Source organism: Desulfoluna sp. CYM3A (assembly GCF_056829965.1).
Genome location: NZ_CP186556.1, coordinates 1,853,537 through 1,865,789, shown reverse-complemented (window position 1 = coordinate 1,865,789; position 12,253 = coordinate 1,853,537). Strand labels below are relative to the sequence as shown.

Genomic DNA, 12,253 nt, shown 5'->3' with positions numbered 1-12,253 from the left:
CTCTACTTTTTATATCGCTGGTTCTGATAGTTTACATTTCGCCATATAACACGAATCTGTGACGTTGATATTACAGACTCAAATGTATCATCCCCACCTGAATCGTAGACACTCACATTTCCGACAATTGCAGCTTCATACTCTGTTGCGTTCGTTATTACAACCGACAAGATTAAAAAAAGACAAGTGAATAAAAACAGTTTTTTTTTTCATTTGATCCTCTTTAGCCTTCGTTAAAGTTTTTTTACTTACATTCGACGCAAACGAGTTCATGAACATGTGCCCATGACTTATAAAATATATGCTGGCCCGGAATAATCTGGGGAAGCCCGGTTTCGTTGGATTTGAAAAGAAATCACTGACAAAAGTTGAGCAGGAATTGGTCAAGGTGGCACCGGCAGATTCTAAAAAGGCCAAGTGTTTTTTGCAAATCAGTCGTTCTGAAGTGCGCGTTTATAGATCTTGAACGCTAACCATTCAGATCCTCGTTCCCTCAAGAGGTCCAACCGGGGCAAAGCTTTAAAAAAATAGGCAAACAGGTTTTGAAAGCTGCTTCGTATAAGCAAACCCATTAGTTTGACACAATTTTCGATTTAACGAGTAAGCATTCCCTACATAAACCCCAATGTTAAACTCACTTGATTAATCAAACAGTTACTAATAGGGTCATTTTGCACCCGACATTTGATCACCTGTACTAACCGAACATACGGGTCGTTGAAGCATTTACTACGTCGAGTAAACTTCGATCTTATTAGTAAAAAAACGAGAACCGGTAGAAATGACACAACGAACTAAACCACTCGAAAACAAGTGAGACAATCAACGCAACCCGATATAAGCACGTAAAACCCTGCTATTTATTTCAATCAAGGGCATGTAACGGCTCCATTGGGTCTAATTACGAAATGCGGATAATTAAAAAGTGAACGCATCAAAGCCAAATCAACACAAAAAAGAGTTAAGTAGATTGGACCGTCGCAATCTAAATAAGGTTGGAATCTAAGACTGGGAAGCGACTGCTCTCAATTCTCAACCAATTGACAAACAGCTAATTATATACAACTTTTGGCCACCCATCATTATTCACGTTTCCCAAGACGTATTTTTTACAGGAAAGATCACAAAACAACAAGATGAAATTCCAAGCTCTCCCATTAGACACCATGGACCACAACCATCGGCCAAAGAATGAAGGCCCCACCCACCAAACATAACACCATAGCTCAAAAAACATTAGGCCAAAGATCATTCCAAAACAACATGCTGCTCAACAAAAACATCCGTCAACAAAAGGAACTTATTCCACTAAACGACCAGCACAAGTTCAACATAATCCATTCAAAAATAAAAGCAGACTTCCCCTCAGTTTTTCATGCAATCTCATGAACAAAAATACTGGACAAAATGACAGTTGATTGAGGGAAAGAAGGTCTTAAAGAAAGAAACATAGACAGAAGAATTGAATCTCAGATTGACCCACGAAGCCCTTGATAAACAGGCTTCGTGGGGATTTGGGGTCAGGGCTACTGGCTGGCCCAGTCCGCAGGATACGTCACAAACATAAACCGGGCCGAATCCGGGGTGCTGAAGGTGATGGAGGAGTCTTTGGGGATAAAGAGGATATCCCCTTTGCAGGCCGTGACTTTCCGGTCGTCCAGGAGAATTTCCAGGGTGCCGTCGATGATGTAGTCCACCTCGTCGTAGCGGAGGGTCCAGTCAAAGGCAGAGCCTTCCTGCATCTCCATGATGCCGAAGCCGAGACGGGGGCTCTCTTCCAGGGTCGCCACGTCGGTGATAAAGACTTTGTCTCCTTTTTTGCCGGTGTCAAAGGGCTCGGGGGTGACGGTTGCGGCTTTGACGCAAAACACCCCGCTCTCTTTATCGACGATTTTTTCAAACTCACCGGCCTTGCCTGTGAGCTGCTCGGCGACGATCTTACGAATCAGGGCTTCGATATTGACTTCTTGTTTATCCATGACACACTCGCTGCAGTTCATGCACACCGGGGCACCACAAGGGGCCAGGGGCGCGATTTGGTTGTGGGCGCTTGTCCCCGCCATGAGCAATACCCGGTTGTCCCGTAACAGGTCCCGGGCGGCCGGGGTGAGGATGATCTCCTCGTTCAGGTGGAAGACGCCGTCCGTCACGTGGTTCATGACGGTCTCGGTGCCGATCAGTTTCTTCTTCATTTAGTCTCCCTTTCATGACGCCTTGTATGGCGCGAACATGCCGCCCAGGGCACTCATCTCCCGGACACCGCGCTCATCTTCTTGAGCTGCTCCATGATCATGTGGGTCACCGCCTGGACGTCGACGGTATCGCCGGACCGAGCCGGGACGGTGGCCGCATCATCAACGCCGTAAGCCATGCGCCGGATATTAAAGAGGTGCTGGGGACCGACGTTCTCCGAGGTGGCGCTGCCCCCCACCGTGCCGCACCCCAGGGTGAAGGAGGGAGAGAGGTTGGTGGTGATGCCCACGGCGCCCTGGGTGGTGGGGGTGTTGACCAGAAAGCGGGAGACGGGTTTTTTAAGGGCAAACTCGCGGATCACGGTCTCGTTGTTGGAGTGGATCCCCATGGAGTGCCCCATGCCCCCGTTTTTGAGGAGCTTGTAGCAAAGCTCGCAGGCCTCCTGCCAGTCGTTGACCACGTAGAAACCGAGCAGAGCGGTGAGCTTCTCCTTGGAGAAGGGGAATTTGGGACCCACGCCGGGCTCGTCGCAGAGCAGCATGGTGGTGCCGGCGGGCACGTCAATGCCGGCCACCTTGGCAATGTCCGCTGCGCAGCGGCCCACGATGGCGGGGTTCATGGAGCCGTTGGGGCGTTCCATGACGCGCTTGACCTTGGCCAGCTTCTCCCCTTCCAGGAAGTAGCCGCCCTGGGCGATGACGCTGGCCTTGACCTTGTCTGCGATGCAGGCTTCGGTAACGATGGCCTGCTCGGAGGCGCACACGGTGCCGTTGTCAAAGGTCTTGGAGGCAAAAATCTTCTGGACGGCCACGTCCACGTCGGCGCTGCGCTCGATGAAGGCGGGCACGTTGCCGGAGCCCACGCCCAGGGCGGGGGTGCCGGAGCTGTAAGCCGCCTTGACCATGGCGTTGCCGCCGGTGGCCAGGATCATGTCGGAGATCTTCATCAGCTCGTCGGTGCCCTCCATGGTGGGAACGCTGATGACGCCCACGAGGTCCTCTGGAAGGTCCATGGCCTTGAGGACGCTCCGGATCATGTTCACGGTGGCCGTGATGCACTTCACCGCGCTGGGGTGGGGCGAGAACACGATGCTGTTGGCACTCTTCAGGGCGATGATGGCCTTATAAAGCGTGGTGCTCGTGGGGTTGGTGGAAGGAATGAGCCCAGCGATGACCCCCATGGGCATGGCGATCTCGACGATTCGCTTGTCGGTGTCCTCGTTGACGATACCGACGGTCTTCATCCCCCTGAAATAGGCGGCCAGCTTTTCGGTGGCGTGGATGTTCTTCTGGGTCTTGTCTTTCCACTTGCCGAAACCGGTCTCTTCGGCGGCCATCTTGCCGAGTTCTTCGGCCATCTCTGCGCCCACCCCGGCAATGGCGTCCACCAGGGCGTCCACACGCTCCTGGCCGGCCTGTTCAAGGGAGGGCTGCGCTGCCCGCGCCGCTCGAACCAGTGCCCGTGTTTCCTGAATGGAGAGTAAATCCTTGTCTACCATAGTCTGTCTCCCTACCTACGACTCCGATGTCGTTATGTACTGAACAAATGCTTCGAGAAGGTCTTTTTTCCTGGCGTATTTGATTTCGCTCCGTGCCAGGGGAAACCCGGGAATTCCCCGGGCAATCCGCCTCAGTGCGGTAACCTTCTTCTTCTTGAGATCGTCCATGTCCGGGGCAACGGATTCCCCTCCATCGGTTCTCCCGTCACCTGATTTTAAACTTGGCCCCGGCAAAGGGGCCTGGACGGTGTCACACGCCGCCTCTCCCCTGGGCCCTGGGCCCGGGTTTGCGGGAGCACGTTTTTTGGGCCGTGCCCGCTCCCGGACCAACACCTCCTCCAGCCCTTCTGCGGTGCGGGCGATAACGGTCACCGAGTGTACCTCGCCCAGGCGTGCCGCCGCCGTGCTCCCCGCATCCACCGAGGCTTTCACCGCGGCCACGTCCCCTGTCATCAGCACAGAGACGAGGCCACCGCCCACTGCCTGGCAACCCAGGATGGAGACGTCGGCGGTCTTCACCGCCACGTCCCCTGCCTCCACCGCAGGGACAAGCCCCACAGTCTCGATCATGCCCAAGGCCTTACCCTTCATGGCATCCCCCCGTTATCAGTATTTCAAAGGGTTGTCCGCCACGTGCTGAACGGCATCGGCAAAGGCATCGCAGGCTGCTTTGCAGGCGGACTGGCTCCCGGTGAGAAGCGCCCCGCCAAAGTTGGTCTCCGAGGGAGGGCCGTAAACAGCCATCTTCACGTCTGCTGCTTTCAGGGCCGCATCCACCGCATACACCGCCTCGATGGGAGGGGCGATAAGATACGCCATGGCCTCCCCTTCCTGAATTCCCCCTTCGGCAGAGAGAAACGAGCCGGTGCGGGAGATGCAGTGGGCGTAGTAGCAGATGGAGTCGTCGTCGTTGCAGCTGTAGAAACAGGCGTCGTTCTCCAGGAAATCCACGGCCGCGTTGAGGCCGCTCTTCACCTCCGCCGGATTCGGCCCGGAGAGAATGGCGATAAACTCTCCGGCAAGCTTGGTGTTGGCGTTGACAGCCCCGCCGTAGAAACTCTTGGCGTAGGCCACCTTCACGTCTGCCTTTTTGGTGGCCTCGTCAATGGCGGTGTAGCCCACGTCGTCGATATCGCAGGTGAGCATCCCCACGCTGCGATGCCCGTCGGGAAGCGAAAGCTCCCGAACCATGTCCCGGTCCACGTTTGGTATCATTTTTATGCTCAGTACCTTGGACTTCAGGGCATCCCCTTTCATATCTCTCCTCCTTGCCGGTCTGTGCCGGTATCATTCATCGATTGAAGCCACATCTCACCACCATGCGTCATTGCACGGAAACGAATCGGTCGTCGTATAAGCGTCGCAGGAGCTAAATCAGCTCGTCTCACCCTTTTGTTATGCGACATCCTGCAAGGCTTGCTTGCGCATCATGTGTTCGGAAACCCAACGCGTTTTGCCATTTTGATGTTCTCTGAGCATCATCCGGAGACATGATCGTTACGACCTTCGGCGGTGCGCAAGCGCACCCTACCTCACATCACCCGCACCGTCGGCTTCGCGTCACCCGTCACTTAAAAAGACAGGTTGCCTTCATGTCCACTCACGACTGCCGGGTCTCGAACACCAGGGTCTTGATCACCACGGGCACCACCGTGCCTCCGGCCATGGAGCGGCCGATGTCGATGTAGTCCCCTTCGCTCACCTCGATCTGATCCACGCAGATGACCTGAGCCCCGGGGTTCAGGGCCCGAAGGCTCTGCCCCAGGACCTTGCCGCTGTCCTGCTCCATCACCACCACAACGGGGTGACCGGCCCGGATCAGGGGGGCCAGACCGGAGAGCAGCCCCCGGGCGAGCACCTGCACCTTTTTATAGGAGAGGTACCCGCCGCCCTGGATCCCGATGGCAAGGGGCTCCAGGTCCATGGCCTCGTAGAGGCTGGAGACGCTGCGGCCCACGGCCTCGGCCATCTCTTCCGGGGTGTCTGGAATGCCCTCCCCAAAGGGAATGACCACGGGAACGTTCTTCATAGGCAGGCGCTCATCGCTCACCACAATGGTGCTCCCGCTCACATCCACGGTCTGGGCACCGGCGCCGATCACCGTGGCCCGGATGGTCTCGGCAGGACGGATCATCTCCATGCCCTTATCCCGGAACACCTGCCGGACCTGACGGCCCAGCAAGGGACCGATGTCGCCATAGCGGGCAATCTCATCCAGGGTGTCACATGGGGCTGTTGTGTAGGCATGATCGGCCACGCCACCTGAGATCATCACGCAATCCACCTCGTAATCGAGGCGCAGGGGCGTGGTCATCATCAGCGCATCCTCCAGGCCGGTGAGGTGGTTTTGCTTCAGGGCGTTTGCCACCACCTCGGCCATGCGACGGCAAAGGATCTCCAGACGCGACGGGTCCACACGGTCCCCGGGTGAAAGGGAAAGGCCCAGGTCATCCAGCACGCGGGCCATGGGCTCGCTCACCTGAACCACCCGCCCCTCAACCGGGCCCACCCGGAGCAGGCGACCGCCGACATTGATGCAGCAGCTGTCGATGGCTTTGCCGCTCCGGTAAATCCCGATGTTGGCCGTGCCGCCGCCGATGTCGATGTTGGCCACGGTGAGAAAATGCCTGCGGGAGTAATCCGAGGCCCCGGACCCGCGCCCGGCGATCACCGACTCCAGCTTGCCCCCTGCCGTGGCCACCACAAAGTCGCCCGCGTAGCTCGCCATCTCGCCGGAGATGCGGCGGGCGTTCTCTTTTTTGGCGGTCTCGCCGGTGATGATCACCGCCCCGGTGTCGATGTCCGAAGGGGAGATCCCGGCCTTGGTGAACTCTCCGTTGATCAGGCGAAACACCGCATCCGTATCCACGAGGTTGTTCCCGGTAATGGGGGTAAAATGGATGCCGCTGCGGTAGACCACCTCCTTGTCCGTGATCTCCATGCGCGGCACCAGGGTCCCTGGAGCCGTGTTCTTCACCGTCAGCCGGCTCACCACGCACTGGGTGGTGGTGGTGCCGATGTCGATGCCCACGCTGGTCACCACCTCGGCGGCGGAGGACTCCGCCGCACCGCTCAGGTGAGCCGCATAAAGGGACGATATGGTTGAACTCTCTGACATGGCCGCTACGCTTTCATGGCCTCGGACAGGGCCACGCCGCTGGCCTTGTGGGCGAGCATCTGCTTGACCACGGTGGCCATGTGGGCCCCGGCCTCGGCAGGGGGCGTCCCGCCTTTGTGAATATTGGAGATGATGGTCCGATCGGCCTCAACGGTTTTCTCACCGGCCTTGTAGACCATGTAGGCGCTCATGGACTCGGCGGTGATCAGCCCGGGACGCTCGCCCACCAGCTCCACCACCACATCGCAGCCCAGGAGGGCGCCCACCTCGTCCATGACGCCCACGCGGCCGTACTTCACGAAAAAAGGCGTGCCCACGCTCAGTCCCTCGGCCTTGAGCCCCTGGATCAGGGCGGGGACCGTGTCCCCGATGTTGGCTTCAATGGCCGTGGAACTCAGGCCGTCCACCACGATGATCTGCACCTGGGCACCCTTTTCGCAGCGCTCGGAGATCATCTTTTTGGCATCTTCGCTGAGCCGCTTGCCCAGCTCCGGCTTCATGAGGTACTCGTCCTTGTCCTTCACCACAGTCTGGACGCCGAACAACCCGTTCTCGGCCAGGCAGGCATCGGAGACATCCAGAAAAACAGCGTCCACGGCGGCTGCGTGGTCGGCCTGGAAGTGGAGAAACGAGTGGGTCTTCTGGCGCGCGCCGCATCGGCCCATGAGGATACGGGCCGGGGTGGTCTTGCGCATGGCCTCAAGGGCCGCCATGTTTTTGGGGCTGTCCACCTTCACCTCGTCCAGCGGAGGCAGGGTCACGGGGTCTCCGGAAGAGAGGCCGGAGCCGGAGGAAGCCACCGGCGCAGCCCCCCTGTCCCTTGCCGAAGGGGCGCTTTGAAGCACTCCCTGCTCCACCAGCTTGCCGATGACGCTTTGAATCAGTTCCTGTTCGTTCATTGCTCTGTGGTTCCTTTGCTATTTGTCAAACATTGAGGCGTCGCCGGCAGCCTCGGTAAGGCAGCCGTCTTCCATGATACCCATCTTCTCAAGCCAGGTTTCGAACTCGGGGGCCGGCCTGAGGCCCAGGATCTCCCGGGCGGACGCATCATCGTGGAAACTGGTGTCCTGATAGTTGAGCATGCAGTCGTCGCCGCCCGAAACCCCCATGAAAAAGTTGGACCCGGCCATGGCGCAGAGCATGGTGCCGATCTCCTGATCGTCCTGGTCAGCCTTCATGTGGTTGGTGTAGCAGGGGGCGATGCCCATGGGCAGGCCGTGCATCTTGCCCATGAAAAGGTCCTCCAGGTCTGCCCGGATCACCTCTTTGCCTGTGTAGATGGTCTCCGGGCCGATAAACCCGGAGACGTTGTTGAGCATGAAGGGGGCATAGCGCCTTGCCAGGCCGTAGGTGCGGGCCTCCAGGGTCATCTCGTCCACGCCGTGGTGGCAGTCCAGGGAGATCTCCGAGCCCTGGCCGGTTTCGAAATACATCACGTTGGGGCCGGTGGAGGTGGCCCGGTGCAAAGCCAGGTCCCGGGCCTCGCCCAGCATGGCGGCGGAGATGCCGAAGGCATCGTTGGCGGTCTGGGAGCCTGCGATGCTCTGAAACAGAAGGTCCACGGGCACGCCCTTTTCCATGGCCTGCATCTGGGTGGTGATGTGGGCCAGGACAACACACTGGGTGGGCACCTCGTAGAGATCCCTGAAATCGGTAATGGCCCGCATCACCCGTGAGTACCCTTCCACGTTGTCTTCCACCGGGTTCACCCCGAAGCAGGCGTCCCCGGAACCAAAAGAGAGGCCCTCCTTCAGGGAGGCCAGAATCCCTTCGATGGCGTCCGTGGGGTGGTTGGGCTGGCACCGGAACGACAGGGTTCCGGGCAAGCCGATGGTTGTGTTGCAATGGGCCGACACCTTGATCTTCTTGCTGGCGTACACAAGGTCCATGGTGGACATGAGCTTGGCCGCGGCGGCAATCATCTCGCTGGTGAGGCCCCGGCTGATGTTCAGCAGGTCTCCCTGGCGGCGGCTCTTGAGAATGGTTTCCCGCAACTCGGCCACGGTCCAGTTCTTGATGCTCTCGTAGATGGTGGTGTTCAGGTCGTCGTAGATCACCCGGGTCACCTCGTCATCGTCGTAGGGGATGACCGGGTTCTCATAGATGTCCTTGAGCTGCAGGTTGGCCAGGCAAAGCTTGGCCGCAACGCGCTCCGTGGCGGACTCCGCCGCGATACCGGCCAGGGCGTCGCCGGATTTCTCGTTGTTGGCCTTGGCCAGGACATCGCGGACCGATTGAAAGGCAAATACCTTATCGCCGATCTTGCTTCTCAGATTCACGTGTGTATCTCCTTACTTGATTATGGCAAATGCCTTGATAACGCCTTCATACACACGTCACCAAAGCACTCGCCCAGAATTTCAAGGCGCCCCCCTGCCGCCGGAGGCGCGCTTTTACTCGTCCCCCTGCTCCTGTTCGATCTTCACAGCAGCGGGAACCGAAAGAATGTAGGCCAGGCAGAAGCCTGCAATGCCCCCCGCCAGCTTGCCGCTCATGACGGGCAGGATCATGTTGGGCTGGAAGTTGGCGGTAAAGGCGAGATGATCACCGAACATAAAGGCCGCGCATACGGAAAAGGCGATGCACAGGACTTTGTCCTTGGCCCGCATGTCGGCGATGAGGCGGAACATGGCCAGGATGTTGGCGGCGGCGGCCAGGATGCCTGCGGCCCCTTCGCTCTTCAGCCCGAGCTTTCCGCCCACGGCCTCCATGGGCCCGGCCAGATAGTGTTTGATAAGGTAAACCATGGGAAAGGCGCCGCAGAGCATGATGCCGATGTAACCGGCGATCTCAAGGGCCCGGAACTGATCGGCCTCGTCGGCGATAATAGGATCAAATCCCCAGCCACCCAGAACCGTGGAGAAGATGCCGGTGAAGTACTCCACCACGGAAAAGACCAGAACCAGGGTCAGGCCGATGCCCATGGCCCGGCCAAAGACAAGAAACCCCTTGATCATGGCCTTGGGGGCGAGCTTCAGGCCCACGGCAAGGGCCACGCAGAAGATGGTCAGGGGCAGCAGGTTGGCAAAGATGGTTCCGAAACTTAACGAGAGGATATAAGCGGACTCGGCGTTGGCCGAGATCACGCCACGTACGGCAAGATCCGTGACGGAGAGGATGGCGCTGCTTACAAAAACACCCACGGGGATGCTCAGGATCCCGGACATCACCCCCAGGGCCATGTACTTGTGGTCCTTCTTCTCCAGCATGGTCAGCCCCACGGGGATGGAAAAGACGATGGTGGCCCCGGACATGTAGCCCACCACCATGGCCATGATCCAGCTCTCCTTGGTCTGGGCCAGGACCTCGGCCAACTGGTACCCGCCCATGTCCACGGCGATGAAGGTGGTGGCGGCAATGGCAGGGTCCGCTCCGATGGCGGAAAAAAGAGGCCCGAAAACGGTTTTTACAAACGCAGAGATGTACGGCGTGGCCGCCATGATCCCGGCCACGGGGACAAAGATGGGGCCGATGCTGTTGAGGCCCTCGATGAACTCCCGGCCCAGGCCGCTCTCATCGTCCTTGATGTAGGCAAAGGCGCCTAAAACTGCACACCCCATGATAATGTAAATGATAATCGTACCGATGCTTCCCATAAGGCAATTCTCCTGATCTGTGGTGTCACTTCATCATGACGGTTGGTCAGGGCCGGGGGAAAATGACCGAAGGTGCGCTTCCTCTCCCGCGGTCGGAAAATCTTTGTGCCCCGCTCCCTCCATGCTTTAAGCGGCACCCCGGTATCATTCCGGGGTCGGTGCACGCAAAGCCCGGTGCGACCGGCCCCTTTGCCTGTCACGCCGAACGGAAGGCGCCCCTTCCCTGCACACGATCGCCACCCATGCCTGAGGTCCCCGCAACGCATCCATCCCGTTGCAGGTACACCCCTTCCTCAATCAAAATGCATACCAACGCCGAAAAAATGACTTTTTAAGAAGAATTACGAAGAATTAAACTCAGAGAAGAAACAAAGGCGGGTTACCGGCGTTCTATCTGTCCGGCAGGAAAAAGGATGTATCCACTTTTCGTGAACGCTTGTGCAGGGGAAAGGGAGAAAGGGAACGGTTCAAGTCATAGGGGGAAAATAAGCCTCTCGGCGGCAAAGGGCTACAGCCCCTTGACCCCAGGGTCGGGAATGCTCTTTCGCCTTTCGTTGTGGCGCCGTAGCCCGGTGACGTTGGCTGAGTGGTGACACGCAGGCACGGGCGTAGGCGGATTCCTCAGGCTCATCACATTCCCTGACGGGCTTCGCCCGTGTGGAATACGGAACCCTTGCCGGGATACTGTTATCTTTCGTTCCCAGGCTCTGCCTGGGAATGCACCTCGGAGGCTCTGCCTCCACGATCGATACCCACGGATCCTGTGACAAACGCCACCCACGGAATGATTTTGCATACCGGCAAGGCGAAGCCTTGCTATTCACACTCCCAGGCAGAGCCTGGGAGCGATACGATAAAAATCGACCGAAACGGAACGCTGCACTCCAGTGCGGCTTTTTAGTCCGCCGCTACCCGAGCCGCACCGGAGTGCGGCGTTCCAGAGGACAAGGGAGCTCCCAGATAGATAAAATGGACCTCTCCTGCAAAGACAGCTACCCCATGTCACACATCACGCGAATGCCCCGAGAACCATGGCATAATGGCGGCCTCCATGCATTCGTCATAGGGTTTCAAGGTGCCCCCACCTTCTTTCGTTCCCAGACTCCGCTTGGGAATGCCCCCCGGAGGCTCTGCCTCCACGGTTGATACCGACAGACCCCGTGACGTGTGCCACCCACGGGATGATTTTGCATACCGGCAAGGCGAAGCCTTGCTATTCACACTCCCAGGCAGAGCCTGGGAGCGATACGATAAAAATCGACCGAAACGGAACGCTGCACTCCAGTGCGGCTTTTTAGTCCGCCGCTACCCGAGCCGCACCGGAGTGCGGCGTTCCAGAGGACAAGGGAGCTCCCAGATAGATAAAATGGACCTCTCCTGCAAAGACAGCTACCCCATGTCACACATCACGCGAATGCCCCGAGAACCATGGCATAATGGCGGCCTCCATGCATTCGTCATAGGGTTTCAAGGTGCCCCCACCTTCGTTCCCAGGCTCCGCTTGGGAATGTCCCTCGTAGGCTCTGCCTCCACGGTTCGATACCGACAGACCCCGTGACGTGTGCCACCCACGGGATGATTTTGCATACCGGCAAGGCGAAGCCTTGCTATTCACACTCCCAGGCAGAGCCTGGGAGCGATACGATAAAAATCAACCGAAACGGGAACGCCGCACTCCGATGTGGGATTCAGTCCACCGCTACCCGAGCCGCGCCGGAGTGCGGCGCTCCAGAGGACAAGGGAGCTCGGAGGGAATGTAAACAGGCCGATGGCCTAATGATGATGAAAGTCGACGTTTGTTTGAAAGGCGAATGGCAAAGGGCATTCGCAATCTACCTTCAAGGTGGC

The 12,253-nt window shown here is 58.1% G+C and carries 8 protein-coding genes; all 8 read right to left on the bottom strand.

The window, feature by feature from the left end:
* Positions 1 to 1,526: 1,526 nt before the first annotated feature.
* On the bottom strand, positions 1,527 to 2,192 hold the full coding sequence (locus ACOYW1_RS09650; RefSeq protein ID WP_482422620.1) for a hypothetical protein: 666 nt from the start codon (positions 2,190 to 2,192) through the stop codon (positions 1,527 to 1,529).
* A gap of 53 nt (positions 2,193 to 2,245) precedes the next feature.
* Complete coding sequence (locus ACOYW1_RS09645) at positions 2,246 to 3,691, bottom strand: acetaldehyde dehydrogenase (acetylating) (RefSeq protein ID WP_482422619.1); 1,446 nt, start codon at positions 3,689 to 3,691, stop codon at positions 2,246 to 2,248.
* A gap of 15 nt (positions 3,692 to 3,706) precedes the next feature.
* Positions 3,707 to 4,282, bottom strand: a complete 576-nt coding sequence (locus ACOYW1_RS09640; RefSeq protein ID WP_482422618.1) for a BMC domain-containing protein — start codon at positions 4,280 to 4,282, stop codon at positions 3,707 to 3,709.
* Positions 4,283 to 4,297: 15 nt separating this feature from the next.
* On the bottom strand, positions 4,298 to 4,948 hold the full coding sequence (eutL, locus tag ACOYW1_RS09635; protein WP_482422617.1) for an ethanolamine utilization microcompartment protein EutL: 651 nt from the start codon (positions 4,946 to 4,948) through the stop codon (positions 4,298 to 4,300).
* Between the two features lie 343 nt (positions 4,949 to 5,291).
* On the bottom strand, positions 5,292 to 6,809 hold the full coding sequence (locus ACOYW1_RS09630; RefSeq protein ID WP_482422616.1) for an ethanolamine ammonia-lyase reactivating factor EutA: 1,518 nt from the start codon (positions 6,807 to 6,809) through the stop codon (positions 5,292 to 5,294).
* A 5-nt stretch (positions 6,810 to 6,814) separates the two neighbouring features.
* The gene (gene eutC, locus ACOYW1_RS09625; RefSeq protein WP_482422615.1) at positions 6,815 to 7,708 is read right to left on the bottom strand and encodes an ethanolamine ammonia-lyase subunit EutC; all 894 of its coding nucleotides are present in this window, start codon (positions 7,706 to 7,708) and stop codon (positions 6,815 to 6,817) included.
* An 18-nt stretch (positions 7,709 to 7,726) separates the two neighbouring features.
* Positions 7,727 to 9,088, bottom strand: a complete 1,362-nt coding sequence (locus ACOYW1_RS09620) for an ethanolamine ammonia-lyase subunit EutB (protein WP_482416590.1) — start codon at positions 9,086 to 9,088, stop codon at positions 7,727 to 7,729.
* A 114-nt stretch (positions 9,089 to 9,202) separates the two neighbouring features.
* On the bottom strand, positions 9,203 to 10,405 hold the full coding sequence (eutH, locus tag ACOYW1_RS09615) for an ethanolamine utilization protein EutH (RefSeq protein WP_482416591.1): 1,203 nt from the start codon (positions 10,403 to 10,405) through the stop codon (positions 9,203 to 9,205).
* Positions 10,406 to 12,253: the final 1,848 nt, after the last annotated feature.

What these genes read in the sequence shown, in the direction of transcription:
- eutH (WP_482416591.1), bottom strand. Translation starts at nt 10,405, where the DNA reads ATGGGAAGCATCGGTACGATTATCATTTACATTATCATGGGGTGTGCA.
- eutL (WP_482422617.1), bottom strand. Translation starts at nt 4,948, where the DNA reads ATGAAAGGGGATGCCCTGAAGTCCAAGGTACTGAGCATAAAAATGATA.
- ACOYW1_RS09645 (WP_482422619.1), bottom strand. Translation starts at nt 3,691, where the DNA reads ATGGTAGACAAGGATTTACTCTCCATTCAGGAAACACGGGCACTGGTT.
- ACOYW1_RS09630 (WP_482422616.1), bottom strand. Translation starts at nt 6,809, where the DNA reads ATGTCAGAGAGTTCAACCATATCGTCCCTTTATGCGGCTCACCTGAGC.
- eutC (WP_482422615.1), bottom strand. Translation starts at nt 7,708, where the DNA reads ATGAACGAACAGGAACTGATTCAAAGCGTCATCGGCAAGCTGGTGGAG.
- ACOYW1_RS09640 (WP_482422618.1), bottom strand. Translation starts at nt 4,282, where the DNA reads ATGAAGGGTAAGGCCTTGGGCATGATCGAGACTGTGGGGCTTGTCCCT.
- ACOYW1_RS09650 (WP_482422620.1), bottom strand. Translation starts at nt 2,192, where the DNA reads ATGAAGAAGAAACTGATCGGCACCGAGACCGTCATGAACCACGTGACG.